This is a genomic window from Pseudomonas izuensis, from assembly GCF_009861505.1.
Classification (GTDB): Bacteria; Pseudomonadota; Gammaproteobacteria; order Pseudomonadales; family Pseudomonadaceae; genus Aquipseudomonas; species Aquipseudomonas izuensis.
The window spans coordinates 470,385-486,402 of record NZ_WTFT01000004.1; the positions used below are offsets into that span (position 1 = coordinate 470,385).

The following is a 16,018-nucleotide window of genomic DNA, read 5'->3' on the forward strand; positions in this document are numbered from 1 at the left end:
CGCGCCGATTGGTCGGCAGGTACGCAGGGATATGACTTTATAGATATAAGAACTGTAATTTAAATACCGTTAGAGAATAACCATATGGCATTTGAGATGAGGTGATTTTGAGGCCGCCTTCGCTGGCAAGCCAGCTCCCACAGGGTTCTATGTCAGCCCACAATAGTGTGTTCAACACAGGCCGCTGTGGGAGCTGGCTTGCCAGCGATGAGGCCATAAGCCTCAACCCATCTAGCGAAACCTACTTGCCCCAGTCAATCACTTCCCCGTAAGGCGTCTGCAAATCCCGCTCGGGGATTTCCCAGATGATCAGTTTGGGCGGCGTCTGCTTGAACGCCGGGTTGTTGAAGTAGCCATTGGCGCCACCGGAGAACTCGCCACCGTCCTTGGCGAAATTGCCGATCGGTGCACCCAGTGCCTGTTGCAGGAAACCGGCGAAGTTGGAGTTGCGCGAAAACGAAGTGCCGATCAACGCCACGTTGGGCAAGTTGTCGTCGCCAAACAGGTCGTCGAGGTTATCGCCGCCACTTTGCGCCTCGGCGGCTTTCTCGTTGATCTGCGTGGCGGCCACGGTTTCCGGCGTCGGTTGCCAGGTCACAGGCAGCCATTCAAGACCAGCCAGGCGCACCAGATCACCAGGACGGCGTGCCGGGTCTTGCACCTTCACGTCGAAGTCTTTGTGCGGCGTAGCGCTGATGCCCATGGCTTGCACTTGTCTGGCTACCGCCTTGGCGGCCGCCGCAGAACCGGTTTCGCTCCAGTGGGTATCGGTGCGCAGGTACGCCTCGGCGCCCAGCGGTTGCAGGGTCGGTGCCAGATCAATCGCCGCGACGCCAGCCTTGTTCAGGCCATCGACCCAAGCCACCGCACGCGCCTGTAACTGCACAGGGCGACGCAGGTCGCACAATTGCGAACTGGCGATACGACTTTTGTCCGGCACCACCGCCACCAGCAGCGTGATGCCGCGTTTGGCCAGACGTTGGCGGACGTCACGCACCACACCCGCCTTGATTTCGGCATTGGCCTGGGCGTGACGGTTGATGCGCATCTCATCGGTCAGGTACAGCCAGCCCGGGCAGCCGGAGCGCACCCGTGGACCGGTATCGTGCAGCGCCAGCCAACTGCCGCCGCGCTCCAGGTTCGCCGCCTGCTCGGGCACCGCGCCCTTGGACAATTGCTTGGCGATCTTGTGAGTCACCTCGCCATGCAGCACGTCATCGACGGTCAGCTTGGGTGGCAGCATCTCGACCTTGCCGCTGAGCAACAGCCAGGCGCAGGACGCAAAGCCGACCGCCAGGAACGCGACAAACACAACACCCGCCACCTTGCTGATACGGGCATTGAATTCACTCGGTGGGACCGGTACATGAGAGGAAGAGGACATGGGCGCGGCCATCAGAACTGGAAGTACAGGAAGGGCACCGCTTCACGGCTCGCGATCAACGCGAACGAAAGCAGAAAACCCGCCACCGGCCACAGGGCCGCCATCGGTGCATAGAACCCGTAGCCGCTGAACCGTTGCTCAAAACGGCTGTGCAGCAACGGCGCGACGACGCACACCACGCCGAGCAGGGCTGCCAGGCCATGGGCCGGACGCAAGGTCACCGCCAGGGCATCGCCCAAGGCCAAATCATGCAAGCCAAACTGGCCGGCGTACATCGTCAGCGCGGTATGGAAATCCGGGGCACGGAACAGCGTCCAGGCGAGGAACACAAACAGCAGCGTCAGGGTGTGCGACAACAGTGGCGGGATACCTGGCAGGCTGGAGCGCGACCACAGCCGGTCGATGCACAAGGCAATGCCGTGGGCCGAGCCCCACAACAGGTAATTCCAGCTGTCTCCGCCATGCCACAGACCGGCGATGGCCATGGTCAGGAACAGGTTGCGGTAGGTCTTCCACGCGCCGTTGCGGTTGCCACCGAGGGCGATGTACAGGTAGTCGCGCAGCCAACTGGACAACGACAAATGCCAGCGTCGCCAGAAGTCCTGGATGCTGCTGGCCAGATACGGCCGGTTGAAGTTTTCCGGGAAATGGAAGCCCAGCATGAGGCCCAGGCCGATGGCCATGGCGCTGTAGCCGGCAAAGTCGAAAAACAATTGCAGCGAGTAGGCCAGGCAACCGATCCAGGCGTCGACGAAGGACGGGTTTTCCAGATGGAACGCGACGTCCACCAAAGGCGACAAAGTGTCCGCCACCAGCACCTTCATGCACATGCCGATCATGAAACGGCGCGCGCCCAGAGAAAAATTCTGCCAGCTGAAATAGCGCTGGGTCAGCTCGCGACGCACCCAGTCATAACGAATGATGGGGCCTGCAATCGAGTGACCGAACATCGAAATGTAGGTCGCGTAATTGATGAAGCTGCGCTCCACCGGCACCGTATGACGATGCACGTCCACCAGGTAGGAAATCGCCTGCAAGACGATGAACGACAGCCCCGCCGGCAACGCCACTCGCTGCCACTCCAACGGCATGGCGCCGTAGTAGGTGATCAGCTCGTTCCAGGTGCCGGCAAGAATGTTGGCGTACTTGTACCAGCACAGCACCGCCGTGTTGAACACGATCAATGCAATCAGCAACCTCACCCGCCCTTTCGACCCCTCGCGGGCGCGGTCCACCAGCAGCCCGCCGACCCAGGCAACGATGGTCAACACCACGTGCAGGCTCAGGAACAGCGGGCTCAACCAACCGTAGAACAGCCAGCTGCCGATCAGCAGGATGACGTTGCGCCAGGCCGGTTTGCCCAGGGCATATGCCAGTAGAAACGCAGGCAGAAAAAGCGTCAGGAACTCGAGTGAGGCGAAGACCATGGTGGAGACAGAATCCGATCAGTGGGACAGCGTGTCCGTGGCGTTCAGAAGTCGCGGACCGCTGGCCGAAGGCACCAGCAGCACGCTGTAACGCTCGCCCGCCTTGAGTTCGCCCAAGTCCAGCGGGGCACCGACATTGGCGTTCGCGCACACCAGTTGCACCGACAGGGTGACCGGGTTGATCGACCGGCGTTGCAAGCTGTCGACGGGCACCGCCTTGAACAGATCGGCGGTTCGCCCTGCAGGACGCAGGCTCGCCTCGACACACGCGGCATCGACGTTGAAGAACGCCAATGAAGCCTTCAGGCCGTTGAAGTCGTCAGGCTGCTCGCGCACGGCAACTTGCTTGATGCCCGCACCGTCGGGCAGTGCGACCACCGTGGCGAATTCACCGGGCTCGATTTTCAGGTCCATGGCCAGTTTTTGTGCGCCACTGACCAGGGTGCCCTTGACCGCACTGCTCGACTGCACCGGAAAAAACAACGAGACCGGTTGCGCCGCTTCCAGGCGCATCGGCGGTTGCCCGGCCTGGGCGATGACGTCCAGCGGCGCGGTGCTGGCGTTGACGAAGCGGATGAAGGCTGCGTCTTCGCTGGGGCCGGTGGGGTACAAGGCAAATTCGGCAGCCAGGGCATTGGCGCTGGAGCAAAGCGCCGCCACGGCACACACAGCAGAGAGTGCGCGCATCACTGCTTGGCTCCCTTGTTGCTGACCGCGTCGGCCGGCAGTTTGGCCAGCGCGCCACCGATGGCAGTCGCCCAGGATTTATAACCGGCCACGGTGAAATGCTGACCGTCAGTCGTGACCCACTCGCCCGGTTTGGAGAAGCTCAACGAATCGATGTAGGTGCAAGGCGCCACGTTGCTCGCCAGGAACGCCGACATCAACTTGGTACGCGCGTCGTTCTTCTTGTACATGCCGCCTTCCTTGCCCCAGGCAGGACCGACCCAGGCGCATTTGGCGCCATTGGCGGTGATTTCCTTGGCCAGGGCGGTCACGTTCTGCCAGGCCCAGGCTTTCGGGAACACCGGTTTGTCATAGGAGGCCATGGTGTCGCCGATCACCAGCACCACCAGGTCCGGCTTGTCGGCGGCAATCAGGTCCTTGATCGGCGTGGTCGTCGCTTCGCGCCCCTTGATGACAATCTTGCCGTTGCCTTTTTGCTCGGCGCCGCAATCGACATTCTTGGTGATCAGCCAGTCGCCGGCACTGGCGCCGCACGCGCCGATCGAGTGCACGATCGCGCCTTGCTGGGTCAGGTTGGCTTGCAGCGGCTCCATCAAGTGGTCCGCCAGGCTCATGTGGCTTTCGCCAAGAACCAGAAGGGTCATACCGGCAAGAACGGAAGAAGGCATTGAAGTCTCCGGAAATCAGTTGGAATAAGGGGAACGGTAGGGGCTGACCGGCAATTCCATCGGGCCGTTCATGTCTTCGAACATGTAGCGCAGGTACATGCCCCCAGTGAATTGCTTGTAGTCCTGAGCGTTGTCCAGGCCAAGATTGGCGCCGAGGAAAAAGCTCGAACCGAATTTGTACTCGCCGGCACCGCTCAGGCTGTAACCCACGCCTGTCTTGTTCTGGCCTTTGTAACGCTGGTTGTTGGCCGCCTGCAGGTCTTTGTCGTTGGGGAAGTAATCCGCCGCGTCCTGCTCGAAGTACTGCACACCTACCGAGCCCTTGACCTGGTAGGAGAACCGCTCCGTGCGCTGCGCCCAAGTGACCGGCACGCCCAGGGCAAAGTAACTTTGCGGGCTGAAGTAACCGCCATGGCCGTAGGTGAAGAAGTCCTGGTTGTTTTCGAAGCTCAGGCCGGTGGCGCTCAGGCCCAGGGTCAGCTTGCTGTCCTCGGCATTGCGCAGGTACCAGTACACGCCCCCGCCCAGTTCGGTGCGGCTGTTGGACGCCACGTTGTGACCCAGCAATTTGTGCCACGAACCGTAGCCATAACTGCCCACTTCCTGGTTGTCATAGCTCAGCTGCGCGCGGCCGCCGTTGGCCGTCACACCGCCCCAAGACTGGTCGGTGCGCTTGTCGGTGGCGCCGGCGAACGAGGTAACGCTGTCGGTCACCGGGCGCCGCGAGACGCTGACGCCGTACCGCATGTTGGCGTTGTCGGAGAATGGCCGATCGACGCTCACGCCCCCGGCCGCGGTGCTGTACTTGAAGCCGATCGGCGTGGTGCCGACATCGGCCTTGATGCCTTCGTCCGGGCGGGCATAGGCCACACTCAGACCGACCCCTTTATCGCGCTGGGAACCGGTGCCGTCGGGCGATGCGCCGCCGCCACCGAAACGGGCGGCCGAATCACTGCCGACACTGCCCGCATTCAACGACACCGGCGTCACGCGCACGGCGTAGCGGTTTTCGCCGGACGGCAGGTTGATCTCCAGTGGCGTTTCAACGTCGGTCATCTTGCTCAGCCCCGACTCGCTGTCGTTGCTGCGAATCGTCACGGCCTGAGTCACGTAGCCGCTGCGCTCCTGAAGAATGTTGTCCAGGGCGCGCTGGGCCGAACTGACTTGATCGACGGCCACGTTGACCGTTCCCTGCGGCGCGAACGGGTTACCTGTGGCACCGGCGAAGCGTCCGACGGGCAAAGCCTGGCGCCCCGTACCCGAGGCGACCACATGCGGTTGCGCCTGCCCCGGATAGGCATCGGCGGGTACCGCGCCATTGCTGGCGAGCAGGACCGGCGCCGCACCCTCCAGTTGCGCCTGCGCTGGAGCCGGAATGGCATCCACCGGCACGCGACTCACCTGATTGCGCTGGCCTGGCTGGCCCACGAACGGGTTCGGCGCGACATTCAGGCTGCTGGCCTGGGCTGTCAGGCTGCGCTTCTGTTCGTTCTGCTCGATGGCCACGGCCTTGCGCAGCAACTCGGTCGCCTGGCTGGACTTGCCCATGCTGCGGTAGATCCGCGCCGCTTCGGTCAGCGATTGCGGGTCGTAGGTTTCCAGCTTCAGGAATTGTTCCAGCGCACGGTCGGCATAGCCGATGTCGTGGGCCTGCACCGCCGCATCGGCGGCATTCAACAAAATTTGCGGGTCATTGGGCTGACGCTGCAACAGCGGTTTGTACAACTCGAATGCCTTGGCATTGTTGCCATTGCTGGCATACATCCGCGCCAGCGCCGAAACGGCACCCACGTCCCCCGGGCGCGAAGCCAGCGCCGGTGCCAGGGTGTCATAGGCGCCCGCCAGGTCACCGTTTTCGCGCAGGATATCGGCCTGGCGAATTCGGTATTGATACAGCACGTCATCGAAGCGCTTGCGCGTGGCCACACTCATCTGCTGGTTTTGCAGACCGTGCAGGATCGAATTGACTTGCGCATCGTCGCCGGTCTTGAGCAGCAGGTTGGCGTATTGCAGCATCAGGTCCGCGGACGGCGTCGCCGTCTGGGCAATCACGTCACGCATCATCGATTGTGCGTGTGCCGAATCACCGGCATCGACATAGGCCGATGCCAGGGTCGCCATGCCATCGGGGCTGCGGCTGGCCACGGGCTGCAAACGATCGAGCAAGGCCAGGGCTTCCTGACGCTGCCCACGCTTGGCGATGCTCGCCGCCAGCTTGATCTGCACCGTGAGGGTGATCTGGTCGGCCAGCGCATTCATGTCCGCGGTGCGGCGCTCGGCGGGAATGCGGCTGATGCTCGCTTGCGCAGCGTTCCACTGCTCCATTTCCACCGAGAGCAAGGCGCTGGTGTACAGCGCATCGATGTCGCTCGGATGGGCCTTCAAATAGCTGTCGATCAGGTCGCGGGCTTTCTGCGATTCGCCGGCCTTGAGGTACAGGCGCGCGAGGTCGAAACGGGTCCAGACGTTGTCCGGGTCGTCCAGCACCGCTTGCGCCAGGGCTTGCTGGGCAGAGCGTGTATCACCGCGTTGTTCGGCGAGCTTGGCCGCTTGCGTGGAGCGCAATGCGCGCAGGCGGGCACTGCCGCCCATCTCGGCTTGCTGGTCCGGGGTCAGGGTGTCGAGCAAACGCAGGGCTTCATCCGCCTGACCGGTTTGCGCCAGCACGTTGACCAGCCCCTGAACGGCCTGAGGGTTGCCGCGCTGCACGTTCAACACCTGGCGGTAATTGGCCTGCGCGGCATCCAGTTGCCCGGCCTGGGCCTGGATGTCAGCGAGGGTCAGGCGTGCATCGACACCGTTGGGATTCAGGCGCATGGCCTGGGCAATGCTCTCTTGCGCCTTGGCCGGTTGCGTCCTGGCCTGGTCGCGGGCCTGCTGCAGCAATGCCCAATAGCGCACGCTGTTCAGGGCCGGCTTCCAGCGCGTCCCGCCATTGGCGATGGCGCGGTTGAGCAACTGCTCGGCTTCACCGAAACGGTTCTGTTGCTGACGCACCACGCCCAGGCCGCCGAGGGCATCGGCGTCGTCGGGTTTGTTTTTCAAGCGGGCGGCAAACGCCTGCTCGGCACTGGCCTGATCACCCTTCTCCAGCGCCTGGAGCCCACGCGCCACCAGTGGATCTTGCTGCCACCCCGAACCACCGGCGGTGGCCGACTGCGATTTGCCTTTGTTCAGCAAATCACGGATTTCCTGGTCGTCCGGATGCGCCTTCAGGAACTCTTCGAACAACGGCACCTGCGCCGCGTTCGGCGGCCCGGTCCAGACCAATGCCAGGCGCCAGCTCTCGTCGGCGTCACCGGCAATGTCCGTGCGGGTCGACAGCCTGGCCAGGGCACGAATGCCTTCCGGGCGGCTGTCTTCGTGGCGCACCAGATGCTTGGCCAGGAACAACGCCACGATCGAGTCATTCGGCGTTTCGCGCAGCAGCCGTTCGAGTCCCGCGCGCGCCTCGGGCCAACTGGCGTCGTTGAAAGCCAGGTTGGTGTAGAACTCACGGCCGACCTTGCCTTCGGGGGTACGGTCGGCGAACAACTTGCGGAACACCACGGTGGCCTGGTCACGCTGGTCGCCATCGGCCAGGCGCCGGGCTTCATTGAGCAGGGCCATGTTCTGCGGATCGGTCAGGGCAATGTCCTGTTCCAGCTGCGCCGCCAGCCAGGGTCGTGGTGACAACGCCTGCAAGCGTGCCAGGTACTGCCGGGCCTGCTCGGGTTTGTTCTGTTTGACGCCGATCAGGCCCATGCCGTAGAGCGCGTCAGCCTGGTTGGGGTCCAGGCGCAGGACTTTTTCCCAGGCCTCGGCGGCACGCGATGCGTTATCGCGGGTCTGCCAGTACTGGCCTTGCTCGATCAGCCGCGCCTGCACCTCGTTGGTCTCTGCGTGGGCAGCGGTGCCGAGAAGGGCGGTGAGAATACCGATAGCTAGCGTGTGACGGCGCGGGTGCATGACGTCTCCCAAGACAATTTGAGTGTTCCGTCATCACGAAACTGATAGCGTTTTTCAGCCCAGCCCAGTGCGAACAGGCTGAGCATGGCGTTGTAGTAGAGCGGTTCGGTTCGTTCGCCGTCGGCCTTGGCCAGTGCCGCATTCAAAGCTTCTTCGACGCGACGTTGCTGCTGCTCGGCCAACCACGGCTGGCCCTTGGCCTGGAAGTAAGGAATCAGCGCCGCAGAGTACCCGAACGGCCCCTGGCCTTCGAGGGCACCGCTGATGACCTGAACTTTTTCCGGAGGGATACCAGTGGAAGCCGTGCTGTTCGACATGCCGTCCAGACGCGCCAGCAGCGGGGCAGCCAACGGATCGGACTTGGGCGTCATGCCGGCCCACAGGTAGACACGAATGGCGTCATAGCTGCCCAACTCGCCCTTGACCGGATCGACCACGAACAACCCCGCCTTCGGTGCAGTCGCACGGTAACCGATCCAGTCCGCCACATAGCCTTTGGGGCTGGAGGCGCTGACCATCTTCACGGTGTTTTCGGCGATTTCCTTCCACGGCCCCGTTGGCGCTTCCTTGGCCAGTCGGCGTAGCAGCGGCAGCGGCAAATAGCTCGGATTCAGGCGCCAGAGATGATCGGGCTGGACGAAACCTTCCGGTCCGGGCAACACCATTCTTCCCAGACCCGGCAGGTTCACCACCAGTTGGCCTTCAATGTTCTTGAGCAGGTGCAAGGCGGCTTCGCGATAGTCCGGGCGCTGCCACAACCGCGCTGCTTCGAGAAGGGCGTAGGCAATCCACAGGTCCGAATCCGACGCCGAATTGGCGTCCTGCAATTGCCAGGTGCCGTCCTTGCCCTGGCCCCACAACCAGCCTGGCAGACGACTGTTGATGTCAGAGCCGGCCATGTTGTCGGCGGTCCATTTCCACAAGGCATCGAAGCGCGCGCGGTCGTTGCCGATCAGAGCGAACAACATGCCGTAGGACTGGCCTTCGGACGTACTGTGATTGCGTTCGAGGCTGGACTCCAGCAGACGCCCGTCGTTCTGGACGAACCGGGCGGCATAGGTTTGCCATAGCGGCCAGTCGGCGCTGGTGCACGCGGCCGCGTCAGCCGCCATGGCCGGCGTCAGGCTCAGTGACACCAGCGCACCCGCCAGCCACAGCGCGGCCTGGCGCCAGCGGCGCACGAATGTCAGTTTGCAACGGTGGGTGACGAGGGTGGTCATGGCGATTTCAGTGACCCAACCGCTGTTTGGCACGGGAACGCAACGCCAGGTAAGCCAGGCAACTGAGCAACAGCACACCGAGACCGGTCAGCAGCATCGTCAACACCACATGGCGCGACAACAGCCATTGCACGTACTTGATCGGCCCCAGGTTGCCGACGTAGTACTGCTCGTCCGCCACCAGTGGTTCGATGGTTTTGCCACGCACCACCACCAGGCTACCCTGGATCGACTGGGTGTAATCTTCACCGCCGATCAGGGCGCTGGTCGCTTCAGCCAGGCCTGCCGGCTGCCCGCTGGCGATCACCACGACGCTACGACCGCTTTTGAGCGGCGACTCGAAACCGGTCAGATACGTGCTGCGCTCACCCCCGGAGAACGCCATGGCCAGACGCGCCTTGCGCTGATTGGCGTCCGGGTCGGGGCTGATCCAGTCACGTATGCGCATCGGCAGGTCAGACAGGTGGAAGCTCTGTTGGCCGCCGGCATCGGTCGCCGGCAGGTGATCAGCCCACTGTGCCAGCAACGGCTGGTTTGTGCCGGAAGCCAGCACCAGCAGGTCTTTGTCGGCGGCTGCCTGAACCTGCGCCGCCTGCGTCACCAGCACGCCGGTAGCCGGGTAACCCGTGGATTGGCCAAAACGGCCAAGCACCGTCAGGTAAGCATCCAGCTCCGGTGCACCGGCGTTGTCCGGCAGCACCACGGCGGTTTGCGACAGGTCGGCCAGGCGGGTAAACGGGAAACCCGCATCCTTGAACACCCCCAGGTTCGGCATCGCCATGAAGTGGTCGTAGCCGCTCAAGTCGAGGGTCGATTCCGGATCGACGCTGCCACGCATGTTGTCGATGATGATGTCGCCGCATTCGCCTTGCTTGATGTAATCGAACATGTAGCGCAGTTGCAGGCGCGATTGCAGGGCCACCGAGTTCAATGGCAGGCGCACGCGGGTTTCGCGACCCAGTGTGTCATTGCCTTTCAGCGCGCTGAGTACGCCACTGTCGAGCTTGTCCTGGGACAACAGGTTTTGCGACTGAATCAAACCATCGTTGAAACTGACGATGAACGAGGAATTGGTCGATTTTTCCTGCGGCGTGTAACGGTATTTGAGGTTCAGCGGCGCACCTTCATCACGCCAGGTAAACAGGTCCGGCGGGAAATTCAGCGGCACGGTGATGTCGCCCGGGTTGTAGCCGGAGACGTTGAATTGCTTGGCCGGCAGCAACTCGCCGAGCTTGACCGGGCGATCGCTCGGCAACCAGTTCGGGGCGTCGTAAGGCTTGCGCGGTTGCACCGTATCGAGGCGATCGATCACCACGCTGCTGCCCGACAGCGCCTGGCTGCCGAGGACCAATGCCGTGACCGCGGTCTTGAGTTCGCGGGTATCGCGACCGGTGATCACCAGCAACTTGCCGTTGGCGTCATTGGGGTTGGTCATGACCGTCAGGGTCGGGCCCTTGGCCGCAGGCAGGTTCAGCGCGCCAAGTTGCAGCGCGTCCGGGCCGCTGAGCATGACCACGGCATTACCGCTGGCCGGAATCTGGTTGAAGCGCGTCGAGAACGTCGCGCCGCGATAACTGGCCTGGGCACCGAACCACGACGACAGTGCGCCAGCCGCTTCAAGGGCGGTGTTGTCCGGCGCACCGGCGAACACGAATGGCAGGCTCAAGGTACGGGCATCGCGGCGATCGAAAAACGGCAGCGGCATGATCGACAGGTCGTTGGGCAAGGCCAGCGGCGACACCTCAATGCTCAGCTCCGTCGCGTTGCTGATCTTCGCCCACAGGCTTGAATGCTGAGGGTCTTCACACCCCATGGTGTAGTGACCGACGAATTGCAGGCTCAAGCGGTTGAATTCAGTGATCAGGTGCGCCGGAATAGTGACCACCTGCGATTGCAGTTGCCCGGCGTTTTCCTTGGGCAGGGGCAAGCTTGCAGCCACTTCATCGTTGACGATGACGTTGATCTGCGACAGATCGGCCAGCAGCGCCGGCGAATAGGTGTACTGCAACTTCAATTTGGCGCCGGTCACGATCGAATCGGCACGCACATCGAAATTGACGCTATCGGTGGACTCCACGCCGTGCAGGCTCATCGGATAGTTGCGGCCCAACTGCTTGAGGCTCACGCTGTAACCATTGCCCCCCGGCGCAACACCCACCGGCGCGGTCTCGGCGAATGCCGTAGCAGCCCCACCCAACGCCAAAAAGGCGCACGTCAGGCGTGTCAATGCGCGGTCGCGCAGGATACCGAAAGCGAAAGACTTCGAATTCATCACTTGTCCAAAACGTTTTCCAGGGGGGGCGGGGAGGCTCGGCGACTGCGGAACAGGTGCTGCACTTCCATGAGCGTTGCTTTGAAAAGTTCGTAGATGCCGCGCAGGCCAATGCTGCTGACATCCCGCAAGGCGGCCAGTGGCGTATCGACCTGACCACTGCCCCAGGTCGCAGCCCAGGTATCGGCTCGCGAGAACGTCAGGCGTACCAGCTCGCTTTGCTGACGCAGGGTCAGTTGATCGAACTGCGCCCCCAGAAGCCCATCACGACTGAATACGATGACGGCCGGAAACACGCTCAGGTGTTGTTTGCGAAACAGCGAGATCTGAACCTGCTCGCCCTTCGACACACTGACGCCCTCGGGCAAACGGAAGCCCAGGCCCTTTTGCGAAAAGTCCTGGGTCACGCCTTCGATCGTACTGCCGTCGGCACGGGTCAGGCGCATCGGCAACTCGGCAGCCACCCGTGGCTCGGAACGAACCTGCCGGGTTTCGCTGGCGACCGCCACGGAGGCGCTGGTGATGATGATGTTGTAGACCGTCCAGGCGAGGTTGATCAGGATCGTTGTCGTCGCGCCTTCAGCCCCTTCCATCAGCCGCACGGCTCCGTAGATCAGCCCGGCGACGTTCAATGTCAGCAGAACGATGTAGGGACGGGCCAGTTTCCACTCGAAGAATTTCTGGTCGATGATCCCGCCCTTGTCGGTGACGTTGAAACCACCGAATTTGGGATTGATCAGCGCCATCAGCACCGGGCCCATGATGTACCAGGCCAGTACCGTCTCGTAGACCTCGTTCCAGAACGAGTGGCGGAAGCGCCCCTGAATGCTGGAATTGGTCAGGCTGGCGTGGAGAATGTGCGGCAATACATAGGCGGTGATCATCAAGGCCGAGGCGTGGAAAATCTGCGCATCGAAGAACAGGAAAGCCAAGGGCGCGGTAAGGAACGCCAGGCGCGGCAGGCCATAGAAAAAGTGCAGCATCGCGTTCACGTAGCACACCCGCTGCCCCAGGCTCAGCCCTTTGCCGAACAACGGATTATCGGTGCGGAAAATCTGTGCCATGCCCCGTGCCCAGCGAATCCGCTGGCTGATGTGCCGCGACAGGCTTTCGGTCGCCAGGCCGGCCGCTTGAGGAATGGCCAGATACGCCGTGTTGTAGCCGGCACGGTTCAGTTTGAGCGCGGTGTGGGCATCCTCGGTCACGGTCTCGACGGCCACGCCACCGACTTCCAGCAACGGCGCCCGACGAATCACCGCACAGGATCCACAGAAGAATGTGGCGTTCCACAGATCGTTGCCATCCTGCACCAGACCATAGAACAGCTCGCCCTCGTTCGGCACGGAACGGAAGGTGTTGAGGTTTTTCTCGAACGGGTCGGGCGAGAAGAAGAAGTGCGGCGTTTGCAGCATCGCCAGCTTCGGGTCCTTGATGAACCAGCCGACACAGACCTGCAGGAAGGAACGCGTCGGCACGTGGTCTGCGTCGAAAATCGTCACGAACTCGCCGCTGGTGACCTTCAACGCTTCATTGAGGTTGCCTGCCTTGGCATGGCGGTTGTTGTCACGAACTATGTAACCCACGCCAATTTGCTCGCAGAACTCGCGAAAATCTTCGCGGCGACCGTCATCGAGCACATGGACACGCAGTTTGTCCTGGGGCCAGTCGATGGCCTGGGCAGCGAAGATCGTGACCTTCACGATGTCGAGGGTTTCGTTGTAGGACGGGATGAATACATCGACGGTCGGCCACTCACTGGGAGGGCCGCTCATCAAAATCGGTTTACGGCGCAGCGGCCACGCGGTTTGCAGGTAACCGAACACCAGCACGATCAACGCGTACAACTCGGCCAGGACCAGGCCGTAGCCGAACAACATGTCGACCCAGCCCTCGAACCCGAGGGTAGAGGTGAGTCGCCAGTACATGTAGCGCAGGGAAGCCGTCAGCGACAGCCCGATGAGCATGAGCACCGTCAGGCGTCCGGGAATCTTGCGCAGCACCATGGCCACGATAAAGCAGCCAAGGGCAAAAGTGCACTGTGAATACAGCTCGAAGGGCACCGTGATGATGAACAGCACCAGCAGACCGCAAAACACGGTCATGCTTGCGATCAACGCCCGACGCCATATCGCTGGCAGACTGCTCAGCCGATCGGAGACTGTTTGAGCCCAGCGCTGTGGACGGCTCTGGACGGCCGCACCCGGAGTTGAGGTATTGATCACGAGGCAAATGACTCTGCAACATCCATCGACTTCAACTGCGCCTTGAGTGTGTCACCCAGCGTCAGCATGTCCTGGCAGGCCTGGGACGACTCGGCCTCCAGCAGCGGGTTCTGACCATAGGCCAATGCCTCGCCGATGGCATGGTCGAGTGTCACGACGCCCAGCAGCTGTGAACCGAGGCGACGCTTGAACACTTCGTGCATATCCCGGCAAAACTGGCGAGAGCTGTCGAACTGATTGATCACGTAGCTGCACAGTGGCGCCATGCCGCGAGCCACGTGCTCGCCCAGTAAACGCTCCGTCTGGTCCAGCGTAACGAAGCACGCCGCATCGGCAGTCGCGACGACAAGCACCTGATCCGCCACCGTCAAGGCCTGATCCAGGTAAGTGGTGCGACCTGGCGGTGTATCGAGAATCACCAGATCGTTTTCGCCCAGGTTCATGCTCGCCAATTGGCGCGCCAGCCAGTAACGATCGTGTTCCATATAACGTTCCAGCGTCCGTCGCTCGTCTTCTGTCACCGAACCGTACGGCAGCAGCAACGAATCTGCCGGTCCCGCCAGCAGCAGCGCCTTCCAGTTTTCACCCTTGAGGCTGGCATTGCCCATGCCTGCAACATCCGGCTCGGCGCCCAGGTGATGTTGCAAGGCATTTTGCGGATCGAGATCGATGGCCAGTGTCTGGCCGCCTTCCAACCGCAATGCAGTGGTCAGCGCAGCGGCCAGCGTGCTCTTACCCACGCCGCCCTTGGCCGACACGAGCGCGATAACGTGGGCTCGGGTCTTGGCTGGGCGTCCGTGGGGCAGTGCCTGACGCAGCGCCTCTTCATTGCGTGCTTGCGCTTCAGCCTCACGCGCCAGCGCTACTTCGGCCAGCAAATGGCGAAGCGGCGCACCGGCCTGCCGGGGTTTAACGGACGACAACTGCGCCTCGGTACCCTTGATCGAAACCACGAGTGCTGCATCGTCGAGCTGAACAAGCGGCTGATCGATTTCAACGACAGGCGCAGGTTCCGGCGCAGTCGGGACCAGCGCCAGCGGCTTTTCCTTGTATTCGAAATGACTGCCGAACTCGAGATAACTGTCCGCACTTGCTCCGAACCTGTTGAATAGATTCGATATATCGTCTGTACGATTCATAAAAGGACTATCCGAGGCGCTGGCATATTAGGGAGCAGTTCGCTCAAGTTCATCGAAGCAAGCTATCAAAATGATATCGTCAATATTTTGAATGTCGCAAGTGTAATAGTTGATTGCGATTAAAAAAACCTTTTTTATCGCCATAAAATTGACGAATTCACCTATTTTTATTTGGCGCATCCTGCCTGGAGTCGGCGGCCCGCATTCGCTACAGGCTGCTGAATACAGGGGCTAAGCGGCGGCGCGGGATTATCCGGCAAGGATTACAGCGGCGCACATGATTTGCGCCAGATGGCAGCCCGCTGGATGGACGGCAATCCGAACAAAACGTGAACCTGCAAAGCAATTCGCGGACCATTTGAACTATCGTTATAGGTGCCGTTTTTGGCGGTTTAGGCATATATGTTTTAAATCAATGCGTTAGTTATAAATAGACAGCAACGACCCGCGAACCTTTAGTGCGATAGTTATTGAGCGGGATGTGAGAGGTGCCCTTTACTGGCGCGATATTGACTATGCTGGCTGACAGCATGACGCGATTCACTTGCGAGGGATGCTCCATGTTCTACGTGCAACGCAATGCAGAAGGAAAACTGACGCGCGTCGAAACACAAGCCTACGCCGAATCCACGGAAACGCTGCCGACCGACCACCCTGACCTCCAGGCCTGGTTCGCCAATGAAGTCATGGCCACCAGCCTCAAACAGCTCAAGCAGATTAAACAACTCAAGCAGCTCCAGCAGAGCGACCTGGAAATGATCCGGGTACTCGACGACTTGATCGAGGTGTTGATCAGCAAAGGCGTGATCCTGGTCACAGACTTGCCGGATCCTGCACAAGCCAAGCTCATGGACCGGACCCAAGCCCGGGAGGCTTTGGGGGGGTTGAGTCATTTGGTTGATGATGAGGAGGGGTATATCTGAAGGTTTCAACTTCTTCGCTGACTGTGCCGTCGCCATCGCGGGCAAGCCCGCTCCCACAGATTTTGCGTCGAACACAAGTCCTGTGATCGCCACCACTCCCTGTGGGAGCGGGCTCGCCCGCGATGGCG

The 16,018-nt window shown here is 61.6% G+C and carries 10 protein-coding genes; 1 reads left to right on the forward strand and 9 read right to left on the reverse strand.

Annotation, left to right across the window (positions count from 1 at the left end; all coding sequences use genetic code 11):
- Positions 1 to 241: 241 nt before the first annotated feature.
- From GPL81_RS05140 to bcsQ, 9 genes are read right to left on the reverse strand one after another with little or no spacing between them, the layout of a single operon-like run.
- The gene (locus GPL81_RS05140) at positions 242 to 1,384 is read right to left on the reverse strand and encodes an alginate O-acetyltransferase AlgX-related protein (RefSeq protein ID WP_160105492.1); all 1,143 of its coding nucleotides are present in this window, start codon (positions 1,382 to 1,384) and stop codon (positions 242 to 244) included.
- Between the two features lie 11 nt (positions 1,385 to 1,395).
- The gene (locus tag GPL81_RS05145; protein WP_160105494.1) at positions 1,396 to 2,811 is read right to left on the reverse strand and encodes an MBOAT family O-acyltransferase; all 1,416 of its coding nucleotides are present in this window, start codon (positions 2,809 to 2,811) and stop codon (positions 1,396 to 1,398) included.
- Between the two features lie 18 nt (positions 2,812 to 2,829).
- Complete coding sequence (locus GPL81_RS05150; RefSeq protein WP_160105496.1) at positions 2,830 to 3,498, reverse strand: alginate O-acetyltransferase AlgF; 669 nt, start codon at positions 3,496 to 3,498, stop codon at positions 2,830 to 2,832.
- Positions 3,498 to 4,166, reverse strand: a complete 669-nt coding sequence (locus GPL81_RS05155) for an SGNH/GDSL hydrolase family protein (protein WP_096514011.1) — start codon at positions 4,164 to 4,166, stop codon at positions 3,498 to 3,500. Before GPL81_RS05155 ends, GPL81_RS05150 begins: the two co-directional genes overlap by 1 nt.
- 15 nt (positions 4,167 to 4,181) lie before the next feature.
- Positions 4,182 to 8,114, reverse strand: coding sequence for a cellulose biosynthesis protein BcsC (locus tag GPL81_RS05160; RefSeq protein ID WP_160105498.1), 3,933 nt, complete (start codon positions 8,112 to 8,114; stop codon positions 4,182 to 4,184).
- Positions 8,090 to 9,334, reverse strand: a complete 1,245-nt coding sequence (gene bcsZ, locus GPL81_RS05165; protein WP_160105500.1) for a cellulose synthase complex periplasmic endoglucanase BcsZ — start codon at positions 9,332 to 9,334, stop codon at positions 8,090 to 8,092. The genes GPL81_RS05160 and bcsZ overlap by 25 nt, the downstream gene beginning before the upstream one ends.
- A 7-nt stretch (positions 9,335 to 9,341) precedes the next feature.
- Positions 9,342 to 11,606 carry a cellulose biosynthesis cyclic di-GMP-binding regulatory protein BcsB gene (gene bcsB, locus GPL81_RS05170; RefSeq protein ID WP_160105502.1) on the reverse strand — a complete coding sequence of 755 codons (2,265 nt, stop codon included), beginning with the start codon at positions 11,604 to 11,606 and terminating at the stop codon, positions 9,342 to 9,344.
- Positions 11,606 to 13,828, reverse strand: coding sequence for a UDP-forming cellulose synthase catalytic subunit (gene bcsA, locus GPL81_RS05175; protein WP_160105504.1), 2,223 nt, complete (start codon positions 13,826 to 13,828; stop codon positions 11,606 to 11,608). Before bcsA ends, bcsB begins: the two co-directional genes overlap by 1 nt.
- Entirely contained in the window at positions 13,825 to 14,967 is a 1,143-nt protein-coding gene (bcsQ, locus tag GPL81_RS05180) for a cellulose biosynthesis protein BcsQ (protein WP_160105505.1), read from the reverse strand. The genes bcsA and bcsQ overlap by 4 nt, the downstream gene beginning before the upstream one ends.
- 560 nt (positions 14,968 to 15,527) lie before the next feature.
- Here bcsQ and GPL81_RS05185 point away from each other — a divergent pair.
- Positions 15,528 to 15,890 carry a tryptophan synthase subunit beta gene (locus GPL81_RS05185; RefSeq protein ID WP_160105507.1) on the forward strand — a complete coding sequence of 121 codons (363 nt, stop codon included), beginning with the start codon at positions 15,528 to 15,530 and terminating at the stop codon, positions 15,888 to 15,890.
- Positions 15,891 to 16,018 lie beyond the last annotated feature (128 nt).

What these genes read in the sequence shown, in the direction of transcription:
- GPL81_RS05145 (WP_160105494.1), bottom strand. Translation starts at nt 2,811, where the DNA reads ATGGTCTTCGCCTCACTCGAGTTCCTGACGCTTTTTCTGCCTGCGTTT.
- bcsZ (WP_160105500.1), bottom strand. Translation starts at nt 9,334, where the DNA reads ATGACCACCCTCGTCACCCACCGTTGCAAACTGACATTCGTGCGCCGC.
- GPL81_RS05155 (WP_096514011.1), bottom strand. Translation starts at nt 4,166, where the DNA reads ATGCCTTCTTCCGTTCTTGCCGGTATGACCCTTCTGGTTCTTGGCGAA.
- GPL81_RS05160 (WP_160105498.1), bottom strand. Translation starts at nt 8,114, where the DNA reads ATGCACCCGCGCCGTCACACGCTAGCTATCGGTATTCTCACCGCCCTT.
- bcsQ (WP_160105505.1), bottom strand. Translation starts at nt 14,967, where the DNA reads ATGAATCGTACAGACGATATATCGAATCTATTCAACAGGTTCGGAGCA.
- GPL81_RS05150 (WP_160105496.1), bottom strand. Translation starts at nt 3,498, where the DNA reads ATGCGCGCACTCTCTGCTGTGTGTGCCGTGGCGGCGCTTTGCTCCAGC.
- bcsB (WP_160105502.1), bottom strand. Translation starts at nt 11,606, where the DNA reads ATGAATTCGAAGTCTTTCGCTTTCGGTATCCTGCGCGACCGCGCATTG.
- GPL81_RS05140 (WP_160105492.1), bottom strand. Translation starts at nt 1,384, where the DNA reads ATGTCCTCTTCCTCTCATGTACCGGTCCCACCGAGTGAATTCAATGCC.
- GPL81_RS05185 (WP_160105507.1), top strand. Translation starts at nt 15,528, where the DNA reads ATGTTCTACGTGCAACGCAATGCAGAAGGAAAACTGACGCGCGTCGAA.